The 21,463-nt window shown below is 60.3% G+C and carries 18 protein-coding genes and 1 pseudogene; 7 read left to right on the forward strand and 12 right to left on the reverse strand.

Features of this window, described 5'->3' with window-relative positions; genetic code table 11:
* Nucleotides 1-65: 65 nt before the first annotated feature.
* Both LG30_RS0109245 and LG30_RS0109250 read right to left on the reverse strand, forming a co-directional pair.
* Complete coding sequence (locus LG30_RS0109245; RefSeq protein ID WP_033130422.1) at nucleotides 66-392, reverse strand: hypothetical protein; 327 nt, start codon at nucleotides 390-392, stop codon at nucleotides 66-68.
* The gene (locus LG30_RS0109250; protein ID WP_033130423.1) at nucleotides 389-2,365 is read right to left on the reverse strand and encodes a reprolysin-like metallopeptidase; all 1,977 of its coding nucleotides are present in this window, start codon (nucleotides 2,363-2,365) and stop codon (nucleotides 389-391) included. The genes LG30_RS0109245 and LG30_RS0109250 overlap by 4 nt, the downstream gene beginning before the upstream one ends.
* Nucleotides 2,366-2,578: 213 nt before the next feature.
* Between LG30_RS0109250 and LG30_RS0109255 the strand changes: the two genes are divergently transcribed.
* The gene (locus LG30_RS0109255; protein WP_033130424.1) at nucleotides 2,579-3,790 is read left to right on the forward strand and encodes an RsmB/NOP family class I SAM-dependent RNA methyltransferase; all 1,212 of its coding nucleotides are present in this window, start codon (nucleotides 2,579-2,581) and stop codon (nucleotides 3,788-3,790) included.
* An 81-nt stretch (nucleotides 3,791-3,871) separates the two neighbouring features.
* Here LG30_RS0109255 and LG30_RS0109260 read toward each other — a convergent pair whose 3' ends face one another.
* On the reverse strand, nucleotides 3,872-5,581 hold the full coding sequence (locus LG30_RS0109260) for an NAD-dependent malic enzyme (protein ID WP_033130425.1): 1,710 nt from the start codon (nucleotides 5,579-5,581) through the stop codon (nucleotides 3,872-3,874).
* 272 nt (nucleotides 5,582-5,853) lie between these two features.
* Here LG30_RS0109260 and mobA point away from each other — a divergent pair, with 272 nt between their 5' ends.
* Genes mobA through LG30_RS0109275 form a run of 3 tightly spaced genes read left to right on the forward strand, consistent with a single transcriptional unit; the run spans nucleotide 5,854 to nucleotide 8,442 of the window.
* Entirely contained in the window at nucleotides 5,854-6,498 is a 645-nt protein-coding gene (mobA, locus tag LG30_RS0109265) for a molybdenum cofactor guanylyltransferase MobA (RefSeq protein ID WP_033130426.1), read from the forward strand.
* On the forward strand, nucleotides 6,498-7,316 hold the full coding sequence (mobB, locus tag LG30_RS23000) for a molybdopterin-guanine dinucleotide biosynthesis protein B (protein WP_033130427.1): 819 nt from the start codon (nucleotides 6,498-6,500) through the stop codon (nucleotides 7,314-7,316). The genes mobA and mobB overlap by 1 nt, the downstream gene beginning before the upstream one ends.
* Nucleotides 7,317-7,368: 52 nt before the next feature.
* Complete coding sequence (locus tag LG30_RS0109275) at nucleotides 7,369-8,442, forward strand: FUSC family protein (RefSeq protein ID WP_033130428.1); 1,074 nt, start codon at nucleotides 7,369-7,371, stop codon at nucleotides 8,440-8,442.
* Nucleotides 8,443-8,519: 77 nt separating this feature from the next.
* Here the strand turns inward: LG30_RS0109275 and LG30_RS0109280 are convergent, their stop codons facing one another.
* The 3 genes from LG30_RS0109280 to LG30_RS0109290 all read right to left on the reverse strand — a co-directional run bounded on the left by LG30_RS0109280 (nucleotide 8,520) and on the right by LG30_RS0109290 (nucleotide 11,344).
* Nucleotides 8,520-9,077, reverse strand: a complete 558-nt coding sequence (locus tag LG30_RS0109280; protein WP_033130429.1) for a DUF3332 domain-containing protein — start codon at nucleotides 9,075-9,077, stop codon at nucleotides 8,520-8,522.
* A 225-nt stretch (nucleotides 9,078-9,302) separates the two neighbouring features.
* Nucleotides 9,303-10,598 carry a methyl-accepting chemotaxis protein gene (locus LG30_RS0109285; RefSeq protein ID WP_033130430.1) on the reverse strand — a complete coding sequence of 432 codons (1,296 nt, stop codon included), beginning with the start codon at nucleotides 10,596-10,598 and terminating at the stop codon, nucleotides 9,303-9,305.
* A 281-nt stretch (nucleotides 10,599-10,879) separates the two neighbouring features.
* Nucleotides 10,880-11,344 (reverse strand): GNAT family N-acetyltransferase, encoded by a 465-nt coding sequence (locus LG30_RS0109290; protein WP_033130431.1) that lies wholly within the window; start codon nucleotides 11,342-11,344, stop codon nucleotides 10,880-10,882.
* 176 nt (nucleotides 11,345-11,520) lie between these two features.
* Between LG30_RS0109290 and LG30_RS0109295 the strand changes: the two genes are divergently transcribed.
* Nucleotides 11,521-11,937, forward strand: coding sequence for a DUF1398 domain-containing protein (locus LG30_RS0109295; protein ID WP_033130432.1), 417 nt, complete (start codon nucleotides 11,521-11,523; stop codon nucleotides 11,935-11,937).
* Nucleotides 11,938-12,159: 222 nt separating this feature from the next.
* Here the strand turns inward: LG30_RS0109295 and LG30_RS0109300 are convergent, their stop codons facing one another.
* Nucleotides 12,160-12,498: a hypothetical protein gene (locus LG30_RS0109300; RefSeq protein WP_420796344.1), complete on the reverse strand. Its 339-nt coding sequence runs from the start codon at nucleotides 12,496-12,498 to the stop codon at nucleotides 12,160-12,162.
* A gap of 520 nt (nucleotides 12,499-13,018) precedes the next feature.
* Between LG30_RS0109300 and LG30_RS21540 the strand changes: the two genes are divergently transcribed.
* Both LG30_RS21540 and LG30_RS22035 read left to right on the forward strand, forming a co-directional pair.
* Complete coding sequence (locus tag LG30_RS21540) at nucleotides 13,019-14,668, forward strand: AAA family ATPase (RefSeq protein WP_081966120.1); 1,650 nt, start codon at nucleotides 13,019-13,021, stop codon at nucleotides 14,666-14,668.
* The gene (locus tag LG30_RS22035; protein ID WP_152599168.1) at nucleotides 14,669-15,547 is read left to right on the forward strand and encodes an HNH endonuclease; all 879 of its coding nucleotides are present in this window, start codon (nucleotides 14,669-14,671) and stop codon (nucleotides 15,545-15,547) included.
* 51 nt (nucleotides 15,548-15,598) lie between these two features.
* On the opposite strand, the pseudogene LG30_RS21545 reads toward LG30_RS22035, so the two are convergent.
* The 5 genes and pseudogenes from LG30_RS21545 to thrA all read right to left on the reverse strand — a co-directional run.
* Nucleotides 15,599-15,790 (reverse strand): annotated as a pseudogene (locus LG30_RS21545) (IS481 family transposase); the annotation flags it as partial.
* A gap of 196 nt (nucleotides 15,791-15,986) precedes the next feature.
* Complete coding sequence (locus tag LG30_RS0109305; protein WP_033130433.1) at nucleotides 15,987-16,385, reverse strand: YybH family protein; 399 nt, start codon at nucleotides 16,383-16,385, stop codon at nucleotides 15,987-15,989.
* Between the two features lie 239 nt (nucleotides 16,386-16,624).
* Nucleotides 16,625-17,899 (reverse strand): threonine synthase, encoded by a 1,275-nt coding sequence (gene thrC / locus LG30_RS0109310; protein ID WP_033130434.1) that lies wholly within the window; start codon nucleotides 17,897-17,899, stop codon nucleotides 16,625-16,627.
* The gene (thrB, locus tag LG30_RS0109315; protein WP_152599176.1) at nucleotides 17,896-18,864 is read right to left on the reverse strand and encodes a homoserine kinase; all 969 of its coding nucleotides are present in this window, start codon (nucleotides 18,862-18,864) and stop codon (nucleotides 17,896-17,898) included. The genes thrC and thrB overlap by 4 nt, the downstream gene beginning before the upstream one ends.
* Nucleotides 18,865-18,904: 40 nt before the next feature.
* A complete protein-coding gene (gene thrA / locus LG30_RS0109320; protein WP_033130436.1) occupies nucleotides 18,905-21,397 on the reverse strand; it encodes a bifunctional aspartate kinase/homoserine dehydrogenase I in 2,493 nt (830 codons plus the stop codon).
* Nucleotides 21,398-21,463: the final 66 nt, after the last annotated feature.

The raw sequence follows: 21,463 nt of genomic DNA on the forward strand, positions 1-21,463 counted from the left end.
GGGACCCGAAAATGAATGAAGGGAGGCTCTGGCCTCCCTTCATCGTGGTCACCTCGAGGGCGGGCTTATTTCTCCAGCGGCGCCCCCCCGGGGCAGTGCGCCAGCATCCGCTGGTTGTACTCGGCGGCGTAGGCGCTGAGTTTGGCGTGCTCCTCTTTCTGCTCGGGCCGGATGACATCGCCCAGCCCATCGAGGTAGCGCACGCCGCAGCGAGCCTTGGCATCAGCCTGCGCCTCTGCCGGGATACCGGGGGCCACCTCCCCGCGCCCCGCCCGCACGATCAGCCGGTAATCCTGCCTGGCGAGGCTGTCGTCGAGCGCCTGCTCCAGGGTGCCGGCATCGGCCTGACAACCCGTGAGCAGCGTCAGCACCAGGGCGTAACCGGCTCTCATCCCCGTCTCCGTTGCCAGCCCAGCAGGGCCAGCACCAGGGTCCAGAGGCCGAGGGCACCACCGCCGCCACCGCCCTCTTCCACCCGCTGGGTCACCGACAGCTTGAGCGGGCTGATGGCGAAGAAGATATTGTCGCTGCAGGCGACCCTCAATCTGGCGGTGCCGTCGTTACCGGCCGGAATGGTGACGCTGGCCGAGCCAGAATTGGGCTGGCCGCTGGCGAGCGGGATCCAGCTCACCCCCTCGTCCCGGGTCATGGCCAAGTCCACCTTGCTGCAGTTGATGGGGGCGGCGTTGGTACCGGCCACCTCCCAGCCGATGGTCTGGTTGTGACCCGCCGCCAGGGGCGTGATGAGCGGGCTGGTCAGGCCGAACGCCTTGCCGGTATCGATCACCTGGACCTTCATCTCGTCGCTGACAACCCCGCCCTTGCCATCGCGCACCGTGAGACGGAAGTTGAGATCCCGGTTGGTGGTGGGCCAGGCCTCCCCCTTCGCCAGAGTATTGGAGAGCAGGGAGGGCAGGCTTGGCAGCACACGTTCCGGCACCGCCGTCGGCGCCACGAAACGGAACAGCGGGCGGAAGCCATCGTCGACCATGCTGGCCGGACTGAAGGACTCGGTGCCCAGATCGATCTGCTCCCAGGTGTAACTCAGGGGATCCTGGTCCAGATCGGCCCCGGCGCCCTTGAGCACGAAGGGGGTATTGGCCGGGATCACATAGTCGCTGCCGGCGGCGGCCTGAGGGGCGTTGTTGACCAGGCTCAGGCGGGTGCCGCAGCTCGGCACGGCCGCCATGCGGGCCCGCATCTGCTCGATGGACTTGCTGTGGAAATAGGGCAGGCTGTTGGGCTGCAGGTTCTCGGCCCCGCAGATCCCGGCATAAGCCATGATGGAGCTGCCGCTGCCCGGCTCCCAGGCCTGGCCGGGGGAACGGTTGCCGCCACCACAACTGCCGGTGGTGCCGTTGAAGGTGTGCTCGGCGCCAAACTGGTGACCGATCTCGTGGGCCACATAGTCGATGAAGAAGGCATCCCCCACCGGGTTGGGGGAGCCCGTCATGCCGGCCGATTTCTCACTGCCCCCGCAGAGCGAGTCGAGCTGTGCCAAGCCACCGCCCCCGGTGTTGACCACGTGGCCGATGTCGAAGGGGCCGAGCTTGGTGCCGGCCTGGGTCTGGGCCCGCTGCTGCACGAGGACGTTGATATCGATGTCGTTGTCATCGTTCTGGAAGGGGTCGGCAGCAGTATCCGTATAGATAATGGTGTCGTTGCCGCTGGCGAGCTGGAACTCGGCGGCGACGTCACGCTGATACACCTCGTTGACCCGGTTGAGCAGGGTAGCGATGGCCCCCAGCCCCCCAGCCACTGTGCCGCCGTGGTACTGGGTATACTCCCCTGCCGCCGAGATGGCGATGACGTAGCGCTTGCGCTCGTTGCCATCCACCAGCACCTGCCGCGCCAGCGTCCTGGCCTGGCTACCTATGACGCTGTCCGCCTCCTCTTCCAGCCGGCTGTGGGCGTCCTGCTGGTAATAGATGGCGTAGCCTTCTCCATTGCGCAGGGGATCGACGAACACCATCTTGCCCTGATGGCTGAACATGGCGTGGAAGCCCTGCGGCCCCAGATCGAAACGCCCCGTCTCCACCGGCGATGCCGTATTATGCCCCTTGAAGGCCCGGATGTCGGGGTACTTGGCGGCCAGATCCGCAGGCAACAGATCATAGGGTTGCAGGCTGAAAGTCACCTCATCGCCGTCCGGCAGGGGCAGGGTCAGCCGCGATTCCCCCGCCAGCAAGCCGGCGAAATAATCGGCAGGTACGGTGGCAACTCTGTATTGGCTGGCTCGCACCTCGTAGCCATCGGCGGCGGTGGCACGCGCCGCGACCGTGCTCCACTCCTTGGCGGCAAGGCCGCTGGAGGCCATCAGGCCGGCCACCATCAGGGCCAGCGGGGAAAATTTCATCACCTGCATCTTTTTTAATTCCTTTTTTGAATGCGTTCGCCCGAACTGCCCCGGCATCATTTTCCCGCCGCGCCGATAAGTCCAGCGCCATCCGCTGTACATTCCCCGTATGGGGACGGTTGCGCCAACGCGGTCTAACCCCTATCATTGCGCGGATTTGTCCGTTTCAGAACCCCCTGTGCAACGGGGCCGGTTCATCCTTTTTTGGCCAAGGTTAATCTCATGCTCAAGTCCCCACTGTTGCCCCGTTCCGGGGATCTGGTCGTTGCCATCGTTGACGATGTATTGGCTCAGGGTCTCACCCTGGACAGAGCCTATGCCCGTCACTTCTCCGGCATCGAACTCAAACCGCAAGAACAGGCAAGGATTGCCCTGGTCACCGGCGATCTGCTGCGCCGCCTCAGCCTCTACTGCTTCCTCACCGGCATTCAGGTGCGTCAGGCCGCCAAGAACGTCTGGCCGCTGCTGCACAGCTGGCACGCCTTCCACAAGATAACTCAGTCTAACCACCCCAGCCTGGATCGCTTCAATGAAGAGGCCTTCCGCCGCCGTCTCACCGAGGCCAAGAAGAACCCGGTGCTGATGGATGGTTGCCCGAGCTGGCTGGAGCAGCTGGGCAGCGAGCAGCTGGGCGAGGCCTGGCCTGCCGAGCGGGCCGCCCTGGCCTGGATGCCCAAGCGCTACCTGAGGGTCAACACCCTCAAGGGCACCCGGGAAGAGCTGCAGGCCGTGCTGGCCAAGGAGCATGTCTCCACCATTCCGGTCGAGGGGGTCGCCACCGCCCTGCAGGTCACCTCCGATGCCGCCCTGTTCCGCACCAAGGCCTTTGCCGATGGCTGGTTCGAGCAGCAGGATGCGGGCTCCCAGCTGGTCGCCGCCGCGTTGGAAGTCAGCCCCGGCATGCGCGTCATCGATGCCTGCGCCGGTGCCGGTGGCAAGACCCTGCACATCGCCGCCCTGATGAGCGGCAAGGGCCGCCTGCTGGCCATGGACATAGAAGAGTGGAAGCTGGAGAGCCTCAAGCAGCGTGCGCGCCGTGCCGGTGCCCACAACGTGGAGACTCGCGTCATCGAGAGCAGCAAGACCGTCAAGCGCCTGAAAGGCACCGCCGATCGGGTGCTGCTGGACGTGCCCTGCTCCGGCCTCGGCGTGCTCAAGCGCAATCCGGATGCCAAGTGGCGCGATACCGCCGAGCGGCTGCCGGTGCTGGTCGCCCTGCAAGAGGAGATCCTGCAGCGCTACAGCCAGATGGTGAAGGTCGGTGGTCTGCTGGTCTATGCAACCTGCTCCATCCTGCCCCAGGAGAACCGCCAGCAGGTGGACAAGTTCCTGGCCGCCAACGACAACTACCGGCTGCGTGACGACCATACCGTCAGCCCGGCCGAGACCGGCTTCGACGGTTTCTACATGGCGCGGATCGAACGCATCGGCTGATGCCGGTCTGCCGACAAAAAAGAGGGTGGCCTGGGCCACCCTCTTTTTTTCGCCAATTAGCCATCAGACCCGGCGCTCTCCTCAGACCCTGCGATAGGGCAGATAGACCGGCTCCCACATGTGGCTCAGGATGTGCTGCTGCAGATCCTGGCCGATCAGCGGGTGGGAGGGGTCGCGGCGTACTATGTCTTTGAGCACCGCAGTCGCCACGTGCACCGAGATGCTGCGCAGCTCGCTGATCCGCGGGTAGACGGTGCCCCTGGCCAGATCCGCCTCATCCACGCATTCGGCCAGCGCGAAGGCGGCTGTGGTGAAGATCTCCGGGCTTATCTCGCGAAGCTGGCTGACGATGGCGGCCAGCCCCACCCCCGGGAAGATGAAGACGTTGTTGCCCTGCCCGACCCGGAACGTCTGACCCTCATGGTGCACGTCCTTGAACGGGCTGCCGGTCGCGACTATGGCGCGGCCCTGGCTCCAGCGGTAGATGTCCTCCGGCAGCGCCTCGCAATTGGCGGTGGGGTTGGAGAGGGGGAACACCATGGGGCGCGCACAGTGGGCCAGCATCAGCTGGATATGCTCCTCCTGGAAGGCGCCACCGGCGCCGCTGGTGCCGAGCAGCACGCTGATGGGCACGTGGCGCAGCACCTCGGTCAGCCCCGCCTTGCCCTGCAGATCCCACTGGGCCAGCAGCAGGCCCGGCTTGGCGTAGCGGCGCTTGTATTCATCCAGCCCCTCGCGGTTGTCGCACACCAGCCCCTGGGTATCCAGGATGTAGATGCGATCCCGGGCCGCCTGCGGGTCCAGTCCCTCGCGGATCATCCCCGCGCAGATCTGATCCGCCACCCCGACCCCGCCAGCCCCGGCCCCATAGACCAGGTAGTGCTGCTGACCCAGGGTCTCGCCCTTGGACTTGACCACCCCTATGATGCCCGCCAGCACCACGGCCCCGGTGCCCTGGATGTCGTCGTTGAACGAGGGCAGCGTCTGCTGGTAGCGGGAGAGGTTGTTGAAGGCGTTGGACTTGCTGAAGTCCTCCCACTGCAAGACGGCGTTGGGGAAGTGGCGCTTGACCCCGGCCACGAACTTGTCGATGAAGTCGTCGTACTCCTTGCCGCGGATGCGCTTGTGGGGCTGACCCAGGTACATGGGGTCATCCAGCAGCGCCTGGTTGTCGGTGCCCACGTCCAGCGCTATGGGCAGACAGCAGGCGGGATGGATCCCGGCTCCCAGCGTATAGAGGGAGAGCTTGCCGATGGGGATGCCCATGCCCCCCACCCCCTGATCCCCGATGCCGAGGATCCCCTGGCTGTCGGTGACCACTATGATGCGCACCGCCTTGGCGTCCATGTGGCGGGCGAGGGAGCCCATGTCATCGACGTTCTTCGGGGTGATGTAGAGACCGCGCGGCTTCTGGAAGCGGTGGCTGAACTCCTGACAGGCCTTGCCCACGGTCGGGGTATAGATGTAGGGGGTCATCTCCTCCACGTGGCGCGACAGCAGGGCGTAGAACAGGGTCTCGTTGCGATCCTGCAAGGCCCGCAGGTTCTGGTACTTCTCGATGTCGCTGCAGGCGCTCAGGAAACCCTGATAGACCCGCTCCAGCTGGGCTTCGAAGGTCTGCACCTGGGGCGGCAGCAGGCCATCGAGCTCGAAATCGGCCCGCTCCTGTTCGGTGAAGGCGGTGCCCTTGTTGAGATTGCGATCGTTGAGCAGATCGGTGCCTGTCAGTGCAACGGGGCGAAAGTCCTCTCCCTGTGCGTCTTTCCACAGCAGATATTGTCCGGTAGCCATAGTCATTCTCTTTGATTTACATGAAGTTGCCATTAGGCAGGAGAGCAAGACTCAGATTACAGGGGATCATATGACGTTTGGGGATTCGGTTTTGTGAGCTTGGGCATACCCTGCGGCCAAAGCACTCGGCATGGGGCAGACATCGGGTTGCTCCGACGCCACTCTTGGCGCAAGATCGGTGGATTGTCGGTGCAGCGAACGCCTCCGCAGGGCTCAATCCCTGTCTAGATGGATGAACGCACTGCCCCCCCCTCTCGACCCTATGGAGCACCATGAGCATCCGCGATCCCCAGTCCCCCGCCTTTCCCGTCAGTGCCGTGATCCTGGCCGGTGGCCGCGCCACCCGCATGGGAGGCGACGACAAGGGCTGGGTGCCCCTGGCGGGCAGGCCCCTCGTCGAACACGTACTCGAGCGACTGCGTCACCAGGTGGACGAGGTGCTGATCAACGCCAACCGCAACCAGGCCCGCTACCGGGCGCTCGCCCCCGTGGTCGGTGACGACAATGCCGGCTTCCTCGGGCCGCTCGCCGGCATGCAGGCCGGGCTCAGTGCCGCCCGCCATGACTGGGTGCTGTTCGTGCCCTGCGACGGCCCCGGTTTGCCACGGGATCTGATGGCCCGCTTTCGCAGCGCCCTGAACGAGCAACCGACGTCCGAGCTGGTAGTGGCCCACGACGGCAGTCACCTGCAGCCCGTGGTCGCCCTGCTGCACAAATCCTTGCTCCCCTCGCTGCAACAGGCGCTGGCAGAGGGGGAGCGCAAGACAGCCGCCTGGTTTGCCCGCCACCGGATGGCGGTGGTGAGCGTTGCCGACCAGCCGGATGCCTTCATCAATCTCAATAGCCCGAGCGAGCTCGCCGACTACGAGGCACGGCTGCTGGCTGACGGCAACGGCGCGGCAAGGGAGCAAGCCTGATGACCCTCCATCTTCCCCTGCTCGGCTTCGTCGCCTGGAGCGGCACCGGCAAGACCACCCTGCTGGAGCGGCTCATCCCCCTGCTCAATCGGCGCGGCCTGCGGCTCGGGGTGCTCAAGCACACCCACCACCAGTTCGACATCGATCAGCCGGGCAAGGACAGCCATCGCCTGCGCAAGGCCGGCGCCGGCCAGGTGATGGCAGCCTCCAGCCTGCGCCACGCGCGTATCGTCGAGACCCCGGACGGCGAGACGCCCTTCGCCGATCTGCTGGCTGGCTTCGACTGGGAGCGCCTCGATCTGCTGCTGATCGAGGGCTTCAAGCACGAACATTTTCCCAAGATAGAGCTGCATCGCGGCGCCATCGGCCGGCCCCTGCTGTTCCCGGATGACCCGGATGTGATGGCCCTGATAAGCGACAGCCCCCAGCGCAGCACCCTGCCCTGCTTCGACTTCGAGGCGCTGGACGCCATCGCCGACTTCATCTGCCACTGGCTGGCCGAACGCAGCGCCGCCCAAGATGAGCGACCATCACAACCCGCCGTGGGGTCGGCGGAGCGCCAGCCCCTGCGCCTGATCGCCCGTGCCTTGGTGGCAATACCGGCGGCCATACCGATGGCAACACCGGGCCTGAAGGGGGACGACCTTGTGCTGCCCGGCCATCTCGAGCAGGATGCCAACGGCATCTTGCGGGTGCGCCCGACACATGCTCTTATCTCCTCAACCTCGCAGCAAGCCAACTGCCTGATCGAGCGGCCAGCCTGCGGGCGGGCCATGGCCCCAGGCGAGCGAGTCTGGATCCGCCTGCTGCCGGACTGACAGGGCCCCTGCGGCGGGCACATACCCTATTCACCCGAGATGAGACGATCCCTTGCGCCTGAATGCTCCCCTCTCCCGATTCGATCTGCTGATCTATGGCCGCTATCGCCTGGTGCATGGCCTGCGCATCGCCCTGGCCTTCACCCTCACCTTCCTGCTGACCCGGGAGCTCAAGCTGCCGGAGAGCACCTGGCCGCTCATCACCCTGGTGGTGGTGATGGGGCCCATCTCGTTCTGGGGCAACGTGCTGTCACGGGCCCTGCAACGGGTGGTCGGCACCATCTTCGGTGCGGCCTGCGGCGTGGTGGCGCTCTATCTTGAGCTCTACTCCCTGCCGCTGATGCTTGTCTGGAGCTGCGCCATCATGTTCCTGTGCGGCTACCTGGCCCTCGGCAAGCGTCCCTATGTGGGATTGCTCATCGGCATCACTCTGGGCGTCATCATGGGGGGGGCGCCGGGGGACATAGAGACGGCGCTGTGGCGCAGCGGCGACGTGATCCTGGGTTCCTTGCTGGCGCTGATGTTCTGCAGCATCTACCCCCAGCGGGCCTACACCCACTGGCGATTGCAGATGCACGACACCCTGCTGATGGCCCATCGCCTCTATCACACTCACCTCTCCCCCAATGTGCTCGAGCGCCCCAAGCTGACCCGCAATCACGCTCACCTGCTCGCCAAGATGGTCAGCCTGCGCCCCCTGCTAGCCCCCGCCGTCAAGGAGACCCGCCTCAACGCCCCCCTGTTCGAGGCCATCCAGACCACGATGCGCAACACCCTCTGTACCCTGGAGATGTTGGCGAGCACCTATTGGAACGATCGCCAAAGCCACTTCCTGATGCAGAGCACCCCGGAGTTGCGGGCCTGCCAGCAGGCGACCGAGGCGCTGATCACCCAGCTCGCCCTCATGCTCAAGAGCGGCGATCAGCAGGAGGCCGAACGCGCCCTCGCCAACCTGCACGAGGCGGCGACCCGGGTTCGCGCCCAGGTACGGCTCAGCGCCGAGGGCGATGCCACCGTCAGCGGCTATCTGTGGCTCAACGTGCAGCTCACCGAGCAGCTCACCCAGCTGAGCCGCCTGCTCGGGCTGGTGCTGCAGCCCTACGGCAAGTCCTCGACCCGCAAATAGAAGAAGCCCCGCCAGGGCGGGGCTTCGTCAGCTGACAGGATGATCACTCAACCCGTCAATTCAAGGCCAGGCGGGGATCAGGCGAAACCGCGCCCCTCGCGGCTCATCTCGGCCAGCTGCTGCTCGGTCAGGGTCGAGACCAGCTTGTCGTCGAGGTAGATGTCCAGCAGCTCGCCGCGCATCTCGCCACGCATCATGCTGTTGCGGCCGTCGAGGTAGTGGATCTCCATCTGGGCGCTGTGCTCATCCGGATAATGGATCTCCACCTCGCGAACCCCTTGCGGCAGCATGGCGAGCGGCACCTTGTTGAGGGCCGGGTCCAGGTGCTGGTTGACCTTGATCACCGTATCGGCCTTCTGATCCACCAGCGCCGGTGCCTTGCCGGTGATGGGGTTCTTGCCAGACCAGAACTCGATGGTGTTGAACACGAACAAGTCCGCCGTCGCCGCCACGGCATAGACGGGGGAGAGCAGCATGAAGACGCCGGCGCGACCGTAGCGGTTGTCCACCGCGCTGAGGTTGCCCTTGGTCAACATGGCGGAGATCCCCATCTGCCCCATGCAACCGCCGAGGCCCAGGCTCGCCACCATCCCCAGCAGCAGCGCCGCGGCCCTGCTTTTCTGTCCAACTGCCATCGTTCTCTACCCGCTCAATGAAAATGAGCCGGCAGACTAAACAAGGCGGTAGGGGGAGACAATTCGCAATCCGGAGGCGATTCAGCCGGCGTTCAGCTTGGGCAACTGACCGCGCGTGCAAGAAACATTCTTGTCAGATGCCGTCGCAGGGGCCGGTGCTGGGCGAATCGCCCGGATCAGCTGGCAAGATTGAAGACCGTCTGTGATACCGACAAAACGCCCGGATCAGCTGGAGAGGTTGGATACCGTCTCCGAGACCCGGTTCGCCTCCTGCCGGATCTCGGCCATCAGCCGATCCACACCGGCGATCTGCTGCTTGCCGAGCTCGGCGCTGCCCGCCACCCCGGCCATGTCGTCGGTCACCCTGGCGGTCAGCTCGCGGTTCTTCTGCACCACCTTGGCGATTTCGCCGGTAGACAGAGACGTGCGGGCCGCCAGCTGGCGCACCTCGTCGGCCACCACCGCGAAGCCCCGCCCCTGCTCCCCCGCCCGCGCCGCCTCGATGGCCGCGTTGAGCGCCAGCAGGTTGGTCTGATCGGCGATGGCGCTGATGGTGGAGACGATGGCCTCGATGTGCCTGGACTGCTCGTTGAGCTGGCCGATGAGGGTGATGGCCTGATCCACCTGGGCGGCGATGAGGGAGGAGGTATCGACCACGGCGCGCAGCAACTCGGCCCCCTGCTCGGCGCTGGTCAAAGTCTCCTGCGCCGTGCTGTGGGCGAGCCGCGCCGCCTCCCGGGTGGCATGGCTCTGATGGATGCGCGCCGTGATGTCGCTGGCAAACTTGACGACCCTGACCACCCTGCCACCCTCGTCCCGGATCGGGTTGTAGGTCGCCTCCAGCCAGATGGCCTCCCCCCGGCTGTTGTGGCGCATGAAGAGACCGGACTTGAACTGGCCACGGGCCAGCTCCGCCCAGAAGTGCGGCTGCTCACGCAAGAAGGCGTCGTCGCAGAAGATCCTGTGATGCTTGCCCTGCAACTGGCCGAGGCTGTACCCCATGCAGGCGAGGAAGTTGCCATTGGCGGTGATGATGTCGCCGCTCGGGGTGAACTCTATCATCGCCTGGGATCTGTCCAGCGCCTGGGCCAGCGCCTCCTGACGTTGCAGGCGCTGGTGCCGGGCCGTCACGTCGGTGGCCACCATCACCACCTGACTCACCCGCCCCTCCAGCAGGACGGGGCTGTAACTCTCCTCCAGCCAGCGTGTCTCGCCCTGCCCGTCGAGGCGTTCAAACAGGCCGGACTGGACCTGCCCCTGCCGAAGCCGGGCCCAGAACTGCTGGTAGTCGGCCGAGCGGGACAGCTCCGGACGACAGAACAGGCCATGGTGCCGCCCCTGCAGCTCGGCCGCCCCATACCCCATCAGCGTCAGGAACGCCTCGTTGGCCTCCAGGATCTCCCCCTCCGGGGTGAAGATGATGGTCGCGATGCCTTGCTTGATGGCCTCGACGAAGCCCCGCTGCTCACCCAGCAGGGTCTGGCACGCCTGCAGCTGCGCCTTGATTTTGTGATTGAACATGGTACTTCCTGCCTCTCTGACGATCCGGGGGCGACGCCACCCACTTCCATTGCGCCACTGTATCGGCCACTGCGAGACCGGCAAGAGTGGTCGGACGACATTTCAGTCGTGTGCAAGCGCCCGGAATAAAAAAGCGGCGAAACCGCCGAGGGCGGCAGTACGTAATCTGTTCGGCTCAGGATCACCCGGCTCGGGAATTCAGCCGGTGGGCAGGGTATGAAAGGCGCCAACAGACGACGGTGACTCGGCAGGCACGGCTTGGCGGGATCGGCTGGCGGCCATCAGCCGGCGGGCGACCACTCCAGATAGGCCGTATTGGCCACGAAACCGCGCCGCTCATAGAGGGCGCGGCCCTCGTCGCTGGTATGCAGCCACAGCTTGCCCAGTTGCTGCTCGCGGGCATAAACCAGCATGGCATCGAGCAGGGCGCCGGCCATGCCCCGCCTGCGCCAGGCCGGCAGGGTAACGATATTGAGCACATAGCCTTCCCGCCCGCTCAGATTGCCGGGATAGGGCGGGCGCACGAAGAGCGCCAGGGTCCCACACGCCACCAGCGCGCCCTCGGTCTCCACCACCCAGGAGCGGGTACTGCCCTCTCCCATTGCCCGGGTGAAATAGTCCCGGGTCGCCTGCCAGAGCGCGGGATCCCCACCCGGTGTGTCGAGTTCCCCCACCTCGCAGAATAACCTCATGCGCAGCGCCACCAGGGCAGGAATATCGGCGATATTGGCCTCACGAACCAGCATGTTTCTCTCCTCGAAACCATGGCCGGGCAGATGGCCAGACCCGGAAGATTACCGCACCGGCGCGCAAGGGTCTCCCCATGCCGGCTCCTTCCCCGCCATTGCAAGGCGCCGGCGAGTCGATCACAATCCGTGCATCCTTCCCGTGCGCCTCGCACGCCCAACCACAGAAGATCCCCATGAGCCAAGCCATCCATCACCTGACCGCCGCCATGCAACACGCCATGGAGAACCGCCCCGAGGTGGGCGGCTTCCCCCACCTCGCCGAGGTGCTGCGCGCCGCCGGGGTGACCCACAACCGCTGGACGCTGCCTTCCTGCCAGAGTCTCTACCTCACCACCCAGGGTAATGTGGTGATGCAGGGCACGCCGCTGGTGAGCGGCATCGACGAGGTGCCGAGCTTCAACCAGGAGGCTCTGATCCGCGCCCTGCGCACCGATCAGGCGGGCCAGAGCAGCTTCGAGCAGTTCCTGAGCGCCGCCTGGCAAGCTGGCGTCGTCACCTACGAGGTCGATTTCAACGCCCGTACCGTGAGCTACGTCGGCGTCTTGGGTGAGTGTTATGTGGAAGCCTATCCGGCGGTCGCCCTACCCTGATCCGAACGCTCTCCAGACGGTCTCCGTGACCAAAGAGGCTAAAGAAGCCAAGGTGGCCGAAGTTGCCAAAGAGGCTAAAGAAGCCAAGGTGGCCGAAGTTGCCAAAGTTGGGCTCTAGCCATAGGCCCGGTACTCCTTTGTGAAACAAGTCGCGGTCGTCGAGCCAAAAGAAGGGGGCCATCAGGCCCCCGCTTTCCACGCACGTTTCGCCAAGCGATGGCATCAGGTCGTCTTGACGCACTTTTGCACGAAGCTGTTCTTGGCCGCCCCAGCCAGCTTCTTGTCGGCCGCCGCCTTCTCGCACTGAGCCGCCTTGTCGGTGGCGGCGTCCGTCTTCACGCACTTCTGGATAAAGCTGTTCTTGGCAGCCCCCGCCAGCTTCTTGTCGGCGGCAGCTTTTTCACACTGGGCTGCCTTGCCGTTGGCCGAGGCATCCTTGACGCACTTGCCCACAAAGCTGGTCTTGGCGGCCCCCGCCAGCTTCTTCGCCGCAGCCTGCGCCTCGCACTCTTGCTGCGCCCCAGAGGTAGCGCTCTGGGCTACCCCCATTCCCATGCCCATTACCGTCACACACAGACTCAACACCATCAGGATCCGCTTCATATGACCAACTCCCTTCGTTCTATCCATTGTGGTTAGCCCCCACTCACGCGGGCCAAACGAGGCACCCTCGCCTCGCTGCACTATAGTCCCCCCGCCCCGTGACAACAAAATGCTCTTCCTTGCCTACAACCCCCTCCCAGCCCCCGCTCCGGCCACCCAGCGCCTTCGCTTCAATTGTTGAGCTGGCGCAAAAAACGCAGATCTTCCTGATAGTTGCGTCACTTTCTGACTGGTTTACATATGAGGCTTGGGCATATGCTGGTCATTCGGTGCCTATTGAACCATTAGGGGACCGCCCCGCTGGTCGATGGAGCGTATTGGAAGCTGTAATCCAGGGGCGGTAGCGTGAGCATGGGCCCTGATAAAACTTGCTAGTGATATCCATCATCGTGACTTATTAAAGGCACATTTAAGAATATAACTAAACACCTAAATAGCTTTTTAACTAAAATATACAATCAATATACATAGAGAATTTATGGATTATTTCTACTCAGAAACATTAAATATTGAAAACCATAATGGCATTCACTTTCTACAAGATCATAAAGGAACTAATTATTCAAGCCCATGGGATGATTTTGGATATATAATTACATTCAAATTGTTTTATGTATATGAAAAACAGAAGCGAGATATAGGGCTATGTAAAGTACTGACTAAAGGCTATGAAGATACATCTCTCTATTTTCAAGAGTCATCACCCAATGAGAAAACAATTAAAATCAACAGTAAGCTCAACAACATAAACAAAATTGTGTTGCTTGGTCAAGATCTGGATTTCTATAAAAAAATAAACTCAATATTTCCAAGGAATCAAGTTAACGATATTTTAGAGTTTATTTGCGATGCCGGTTTTCACTTTGAAAAATTTTCCGACTATTCAACATGGGAAGGCTTTTCTGGCAGTTTTATGAGAGGCAGTGCTTCTGAAGTAATTCTAAAAAAAGGCTACCAAATAGCACTTGGAAATTATAGCCCAGCCAAACAATTCAAAATTAAAATATCACAATTGGAAGATAGTTTTGATGAAATAGAGTTTTGTTTTGACATAAATAAAGAAATTGGAAAATCCAATATAAATGTATTGATTGGTAAAAATGGAACAGGAAAGTCTCACATACTAAAAAAATTGAGTGAGACAATAACTGGTGTTGTTGAAAATGATGAAGCCCATCCATTTTTCCATAAATTAATTGTGATTGCATTCTCACCATTTGAAAGTTTTTATACTGAAAACGAAATTTTCAACCTATTAGAGAAAAAATACTCAAGAAACTCAGAACAAAATAATAAAAAAAGTCTTACTAGAAAAAGATTACATGTCAATGCGTATTCATATATCGGTTTTAAAAATGAAAAAGGTGAGCACGACCTAAACCACCCAATAGCAGAGAGTGCTAAGTCCATAATAAAAATATTACGCTATGATCGAGAAAACTCATGGTGGGAAGACAAAACTAGATTTCAAGTTCTTGTTGAGACATTGTCTTTGTGCATTGATTTTGATTCGATCTCTCTATTATGTACTGATGGAAGCTTTTTTGATATACCCGCAAGCAATAGATTGCACCCTTTAACAGAGAAAAAGATTGATTACAATAAAGGTTTTTCATTTAAAAAGAATGGTATTTCTATACCTCTAAGTTCTGGCCAGATCATATATTCATATATGATCCCAGCAATTATTGCGGAGCTAGAAGAGGAGAGTTTACTTGTTCTAGATGAGCCAGAACTATACCTACATCCAGAGTTAGAAGTAGGCATTATCAATATGTTGCAATATATTTTAAATGAAACTAAATCTTATGCAATTATTGCAACCCATTCTGCAATCATAACAAGAGAAATTGATCGTAATGCAGTACATATATTAAGAAGGAGTCATGGCAACACTACTTCAAACATAGCAACAATTCAGACATATGGTGAGTCTCTTGACAATATTATCTCTGATATCTTTGATGATTTCAGAATAAATAAACCCTATCAACGAGAAATTAAAAAGTATCTTAACTTAAATAACTCAATATTACCCTTGAGCGATCAACTAGGAAATGATGGTATAGCATATGCCTTATCATTAGTTGAAGATGGCAATAATGAAATTACTTTTGAGGATGACTAATTGCAATTTATAAGTAACAGCATAACTGCATTACCCTGTTCTTGGCTGCCTTTAGCAACATCAAGTCAAAAGGGAAATGCACCTCAACTTATAGCCATATCAGCTCAACTTAACTTACGCTACAACGATTACAACAACCTTATTTTAAACTATCAAAACTCACTTACTCAAACATCATTTCAAGGTTCCTATGATGTCTTAACAGATTTTTATAATCATGCCCCTAAAGAATTAAACAGACTATTAAAAATAAAAAGAAATGATCATGGTTTAAGTCGATGCCCATATTGTGGTAACCCAAGGGCACCAGATACACTGGATCATTTTGTACCAAAAGATGACTGGCCTGAGTTCTCAATTTTTGCAAATAATCTAGTGCCTCAGTGCCGAACTTGCGCACCAATAAAAGGGAAGAAATATTATTGTTCACAAAATAACATAGTAATGTTCACTCACCCATTCTATTTCAATCTACTTGATCTTTTTAGGTTTAAAATAAATGTTTCTTTTGATATCGAGAACTCTAAACCAACATTTGAAGTAAAGATCATCAAGCAAACAACAGTCGGACAGAATGATATTGCTCGAATTAAATTACATCTTGAAAAACTTGATGTACTAAGCAGAGTAAAACAATATTGTCGCGCTCAATTCATTAGCTGGTCTAATAAGTTAAGAAGAAATAACTTTAACATTATAGATGCATTTGCAACACGCCTCAGCGAGCTACCGAGAGCTGATATAGGTAAGGATTGGGAGTCTGCATTTTTTGCAGGTATGATGGAGTGTGAGGAGGCAATTCAATACTTACACTCTTTAAGGCCTGTAGGACAACAGATAATAGAGGAAGAATTGGAATTAGAGGAAATTGAACTATAACCTGTACAGATCTAGTTATCACCTGACACCGGCCTCAAACCGGTGTCTTGTTTACGCTACGTAATCGCGTACTTCCTTCGGTATCAATTTCAGTCCCTTCTTGAACATGCTGTTGGGCGTCTGCCCTTCCATCATTTGGCCCTGATGAGGCCGCTTGGTGTTGTACTGCTCCAGATAGCTATCCAGGTCTGTCTGCATTTGCTCCACCGACTCATACCAGGTCGTCCGCCCTTTGATGCGGAAGCAAATCTAAGACACCCACCTTTCTGAGCCAGCCATTACTCGGCTGGCTCATGTTTTATCCCTATCCCTCCAACCAATACTCCCGCCCAATCCCCACTCCGGCGACAAACTCGGGATCGTGGGAGACAAGCAGCAATGTGCCCGGATAATCGGCCAGCACCCCAGTCAGAAACTGGCGAGAACAGTGATTCGGCGGTTACTCAACCATACCCAGCAGCGCAGTGCCATAGGAGTTGTCGATTGTGCAGCGCCACTGCCCATCGTCCTCCTTGCGAAACACATAGGTGGCGCGCCGGTTCTCGTCGATCCAGCCCTCGCCGCCCGGGTAGCGCAGCCGGGTCTCCATGATCACCAGGGCGTTGTCGGCCCCCTCTATCACCTCCATGGCGCCCTGGGTGACCTCAAGCCGGCCCTGAAAGTAATCGGAGATGGCGGTGAAGGCGCGGCGGATGGCGGGGATGCCGTGCGCCACCATGCCGGGTTTGACAACCAGGGCGGCGTCCTCGGCGTAGAAAGCCATCAGGGCGTCGAAGTCGCGCCGGGAGATGGCGGCGTCACAGGTCTCGATAAGTGCCCGTAGTGGATGTTGACTCATACAGTGCTCCTTAGAACCTCTTCACAATCTTACTGCGAGGCCGTGATCAAGGCTCATGTGCTGCTCGGAATCCTCACGTATATCTATACGCTCCGGTTCCTGCGCTGCTCTTTACCTTGCTGACGACCTCTCGTCACAGATCGTGAACAGGTTCTTAATCCGATGCGGGTTTCCCCGCCGGAGGCTGGAAACAAAAATCCCCCGCTCTCTATCAAGACCGGGGGATTTTTTATGGGCGCTTAACCAAGCAGGAAGGCCCGTAGCGGGGCGAACTCTGCCGGCAGGTTGTGGGAGAGCAGCGGCAGGGCGGCGTGCTTGGCAAGCGGGCCGGGCAGCGGCACGTCCAGCCCCAGGATCTCGTCCACCGACTCCTTGAACTTGGCGGGATGGGCTGTGCAGAGGAAGACCCCCACTTCGTCCTCGGCGAGCTGCTCGCCCAGCAGATCCCAGGCGATGGCGCCGTGAGGCTCGCACAGGTAATCGAGCTGGTGCAGGCGTTTAAGGGCATCGCGAGTCTCGGCATCGCTGCGCATGCCGGACCCCAAGGTCTCCAGCGCCCAGCCTTCCCGGCGGCACAGCTCTTCCACGCGCGGCCAGTTGTTGGGGCGGCTCACATCCATGGCGTTGGACAGGGTCGCGACCGTCTGGTGCGGCTCCCAGCTGCCGGTTTTCAAGTAGCGCGGCACTGTGTCGTTGGCGTTGGTGGCGGCGATAAAGCGCTTCACCGGTAGCCCCAGCGCCTTGGCGATGAGACCAGCGGTCAGGTTGCCGAAGTTGCCGGACGGCACGCTGATGACTGCCTTGGCGCGGTCGGCCTTGGGCAACTGGGCCAGCGCCTCGAAGTAGTAGCAGACCTGGGCCAGCAGACGGCTGATGTTGATGGAGTTGGCGGAGTTCAGGCCGATGGCGGTCTTGAGTCCTTCGTCATCGAAGGCATCTTTGACCAGCGCCTGACAGGCATCGAAGTCGCCATCGATGGCGATGGTGCGGATGTTGCCGCCTAAGGTGCAGAACAGTGCCTCCTGCAGCGGGCTGATCTTGCCCTTGGGGTAGAGGATGACCACCTCTATCCCCTCCAACCCGTAGAAGGCGTGGGCCACGGCGGCGCCTGTGTCACCGGAAGTGGCGGTGAGTATGGTGATCTTGTCGTTGGTTCTGAACGCAGCCAGACACTGGGCCATAAAGCGGCCGCCGAAGTCCTTGAACGCCAGGGTCGGGCCGTGGAACAGCTCCAGGGCATAGGTGCCATCTTTGAGCTTCACCAGGGGCGCCGGGAAGGTGAAGGCGGCGTCGATCAGCTCGCTCACCTTGGCAGCGGGCACCTCGTCCCCCAGCAGGTGGCTGATGATGCGAGCGGAGCGCTCGGCCAGCGGCAAGTCCAGCAGGGCATCGACATCGGCCAGGGGCGCGATGGTTTCGGGGAAGAAGAGCCCCTGCTCGCGGCCCAGACCCTGGCGCACCGCCTGGGCGAAGCTCACCTGTTCACTCTTGTCCTTGATATTGTAAAGATTCATAGCTCGCTTCCTGTTACCCGTGCCCCGGCCATGTCCAGTTTGCAGACCCGGGCAAATCCATCTTCGTTCTGCACAAAATGTGCGTCCATCCAATCCTTCATGCGCTCGGCTTGGGCCAGATCCTTCATCACCACGAAGACACTGGGGCCTGAGCCGGAGATGCCGGTGGCCAGCGCCCCGTTCTGGGCCGCCTGAGCCCGCACCTCGTTGAAACCTTCGATGAGCGCCGCGCGGTAGGGTTCGGCAATCACGTCTTTGAGCACGCTCGCCGCCAACCCCTCCTGACCTGTGTAGCTGGCGTGCACGAAGGCCGCCAGCCGACGGCCATAGGTGAGGCAGTCCTGGCGGCGATACTGGGCCGGCAGTATGGCGCGGGCGGCGGCGGTGGAGACCACAGTGCCCGGGTAGCAGACCACCCAGTACCACTGCTCGAACACCGGAATGCCCTGGCTGATGACGCCGTGCTCTTCGAGCACCAGCTGCATGCCGCCGAGATAGCAGGGGGCGACGTTGTCGTAGTGGACCGAGCCGGAGATCTTGCCTTCCATCTCCCCCATCAGCAACAGCATATCGTGTTCATCAAGCGGCGCGCCGTGGAAGGCGTTGAGCCCTTCCAGTGCCGCCACCACGCTGCAGGCGCTGGAGCCCAGACCCGAGCCCACCGGCAGGTTCTTCTCCAGCACCATCGCCAGCGGCTTGAGGGTCAGGCCGCGCTTCTCCAGGGCCTCCCCATAGGCAAGCCAGCAGTCATAGAGGATGTTCTTCTTGGGATCGTCCGGCAGCTTGTGGGCGTAGCGGCCCACGGAGGAGAGGGCGAACGCCACATCGGCAGCCTTTACCTGGACGCGATCCCCCAGCAGGGAGCCATCCACAGGGGCAAGCGCCGCCCCCAGGACATCGAATCCCACGCTCAGGTTGGCGCTGGAGGCCGGGGCATAGGCGACCACGCTGCCGCCCTGCGCCATGGCATCTTGTTCAAAATCGGGGTTCATCGCTGAACTCATGTTACAGCTCCTGCTTCCAGTTCTGGGTGCGCAGCACGTCGGCGAAGACACCGGCGGCGGTCACTTCGGTACCCGCGCCATAGCCGCGCAGCACCAGCGGGATGGGCTGGTAATAGGTGGAGAAGAAGGCGAGCGCGTTCTCCCCGTCTTTCACCTTGAACAGGGGCTCGTCGGCACCAACCGCCTTGATGGCGACCTTGCACTTGCCTCCTTCGATAGAGCCCACGTAGCGCAGCACCTTGCCTTCCCGCTGGGCGGCGGCGAACTGATCGCGGAACCAGCCATCGGCCTCGGGCAGACGAGCCATAAAGGACTCCACATCACCGCTCACATCGAAGCCAGGGGGCAGCGCCTGCTCCACTTCCACATCGGAAAGCTCCAGCGCCATGCCGGCCTCGCGGGCCAGGATCAAGAGCTTGCGAGCCACGTCCATGCCGTTGAGATCGTCGCGGGGATCCGGCTCGGTGAAGCCGTTGCCACGGGCAATCTTGGTCGCCTCGGAGAAAGCCATCCCCTCGTCCAGCTTGCCGAAGATGAAGGAGAGCGACCCGGACAGGACGCCGTCGAAGGCACGCAGCTTGTCACCGGCCTTGATGAGGTTCTGCAGGTTCTCGATGACCGGCAGGCCGGCGCCCACGTTGGTCTCATAGAGGAACTTGCGGCGGGTCTGGCGGGCGGTGCGGCGCAGCGCCTTGTAGTAATCCAGCGACCCTGTGTTGGCCTTCTTGTTCGGGGTGACCACGTGGAAACCGGCGGCCAGGAAGTCCGCATACTGGACGGCGACGGCCTCGCTCGAGGTGCAATCGACGATCACCGGGTTGATGAGGTGGCTCTCTTCCACCAGCTTCTTCACCGCTTCCAGGCTGAAGCTGTCACGGGCTTCCACCAGTTGCTCACGCCAGTTGGCGAGGCTCAGGCCATCCTTGTTGACCGCCATCTGGCGGCTGTTGGCGATGCCGACCACCCGCAGGCCGGTGCCCTGCTCGGCGAGCACCGGCTGCTGGCGGGCAATCTGATCCACCAGGGCCGCGCCGACGCCGCCCACACCGACCACGAAGAGATCGATGAACTGCTGACTGCCGAAGAAGTTCTGATGGCACGCCTTGATGGCCTCCGCCACCTTGCGATCCCGCACCACCGCCGAGATGGAGCGCTCGCTCGAGCCTTGCGCGATGGCGACGATGTTGATGGAGGCCTGGGCCAGGGAGGTGAAGAAGCGCGCCGCCATCCCCTTGCTGGTGCGCATGCCATCCCCGATGAGAGAGATGATGGCGAGATCGGTCATGATCTCGAGCGGGTCCAGCAGCTGGTTCTTGAATTCCAGCTCGAACTCGCGCTCCAGCACCTTGCGGGTCTTGTCGCTGTCATAGCTGTGGATACAGAAGCTGACGCTGTACTCGGAGGATGACTGGGTGATGAGGACGATACTGACCCCGGCGCGGGAGACGGCGGAGAAGATGCGCCCCGCCATGCCCACCATGCCCTTCATGCCGGGGCCGGAGACGTTGAACATGCACATGCCGGAGAGATCCGAGATGGCCTTCACTTTCAGATCGTCATCCCCCTGATCGACCCCGATCAGGGTGCCAGGCCCCTGGGGGTTGAAGCTGTTCTTGATGAGGCAGGGAATGTGGAACTGGGCCACCGGGGCTATGGTTTTCGGGTGCAGCACCTTGGCGCCGAAATAGGAGAGCTCCATCGCCTCTTTATAGGAGAGGGTCTTCAGCAGGTAGGCATCCGGCACCAGGCGCGGGTCACAGTTGTAGCAACCTTCCACGTCTGTCCAGATCTCGCAGCACTCGGCGTCCACACAGGCGGCCAGGACGGCGGCGGAGTAATCAGAGCCGTTACGGCCCAGCAGCACAGTCTCGCCCTTGTCGCTGCCGCCGGTGAAGCCCGGCATCAGGTAGAGGCATGACTCTTTTCCAGAGGGGTCCTGCCCCTCTACAACCGGGCGCAATCCCTTGGCGGCAAAGCGCAGGCGGGAAGCCTCGATGTCCACATGGGCTTCCAGATAACCGCCGTCGGTCACCAGCAACTGCTCCGGCACTATGAGATCCAGTTCGAGACCGCGCACTCGCAACAACTCGTGCATGAAGGCGATGGAGAGGTTCTCGCCGCGGCTCAGGATGCGGGCCTGCACGTTGTCCGGGCAGAGCCCCAGCAGGCGGATGCCCTGCATCAGCCGCTCCACCTGATCCAGCTCTGCGGTGAGGCGGGCCTGCAGCGCCTTGTCATCCAGCGCCGGATAGGCGGCCTTCAACCCGGCCAGCAGGCGGGAGAAGATGCCGTTGATTTCAAACAGGGTGGAACTGGCATCCATGCCGCGACTGGTCTGCTCCACCAGGGCGACCAGGTGATTGGTCACCTTGGCCGGTGCCGACAGCACCAGGGCAACCTGGGATTGGCCGTGGGTATTGACCGCGATATCCGCTACCCGTAAAAAACGCTCTGCGTCGGCCAGTGACGACCCGCCAAACTTCAACACTCTCATCGCTTATCTCCCTGTGAACCCTGCAAATTGATCTGAAAACGGTCTAAAAACAACTCAACAAAAAGG

Origin of the sequence: Aeromonas aquatica, from assembly GCF_000764655.1 — a bacterium.
Taxonomy (GTDB): Bacteria; Pseudomonadota; Gammaproteobacteria; order Enterobacterales; family Aeromonadaceae; genus Aeromonas; species Aeromonas aquatica.

Coding starts and splice junctions, on each gene's coding strand:
- LG30_RS0109290 (WP_033130431.1), bottom strand. CDS start 11,344: ATGCTGGTTCGTGAGGCCAATATCGCCGATATTCCTGCCCTGGTGGCG.
- mobA (WP_033130426.1), top strand. CDS start 5,854: ATGAGCATCCGCGATCCCCAGTCCCCCGCCTTTCCCGTCAGTGCCGTG.
- LG30_RS0109255 (WP_033130424.1), top strand. CDS start 2,579: ATGCTCAAGTCCCCACTGTTGCCCCGTTCCGGGGATCTGGTCGTTGCC.
- LG30_RS0109295 (WP_033130432.1), top strand. CDS start 11,521: ATGAGCCAAGCCATCCATCACCTGACCGCCGCCATGCAACACGCCATG.
- thrC (WP_033130434.1), bottom strand. CDS start 17,899: ATGAATCTTTACAATATCAAGGACAAGAGTGAACAGGTGAGCTTCGCC.
- LG30_RS0109285 (WP_033130430.1), bottom strand. CDS start 10,598: ATGTTCAATCACAAAATCAAGGCGCAGCTGCAGGCGTGCCAGACCCTG.
- LG30_RS21540 (WP_081966120.1), top strand. CDS start 13,019: ATGGATTATTTCTACTCAGAAACATTAAATATTGAAAACCATAATGGC.
- thrB (WP_152599176.1), bottom strand. CDS start 18,864: ATGGCGCAGGGCGGCAGCGTGGTCGCCTATGCCCCGGCCTCCAGCGCC.
- LG30_RS0109280 (WP_033130429.1), bottom strand. CDS start 9,077: ATGGCAGTTGGACAGAAAAGCAGGGCCGCGGCGCTGCTGCTGGGGATG.
- mobB (WP_033130427.1), top strand. CDS start 6,498: ATGACCCTCCATCTTCCCCTGCTCGGCTTCGTCGCCTGGAGCGGCACC.
- LG30_RS0109300 (WP_420796344.1), bottom strand. CDS start 12,498: ATGGGCATGGGAATGGGGGTAGCCCAGAGCGCTACCTCTGGGGCGCAG.
- thrA (WP_033130436.1), bottom strand. CDS start 21,397: ATGAGAGTGTTGAAGTTTGGCGGGTCGTCACTGGCCGACGCAGAGCGT.
- LG30_RS0109305 (WP_033130433.1), bottom strand. CDS start 16,385: ATGAGTCAACATCCACTACGGGCACTTATCGAGACCTGTGACGCCGCC.
- LG30_RS0109245 (WP_033130422.1), bottom strand. CDS start 392: ATGAGAGCCGGTTACGCCCTGGTGCTGACGCTGCTCACGGGTTGTCAG.
- LG30_RS0109250 (WP_033130423.1), bottom strand. CDS start 2,365: ATGCAGGTGATGAAATTTTCCCCGCTGGCCCTGATGGTGGCCGGCCTG.
- LG30_RS0109260 (WP_033130425.1), bottom strand. CDS start 5,581: ATGGCTACCGGACAATATCTGCTGTGGAAAGACGCACAGGGAGAGGAC.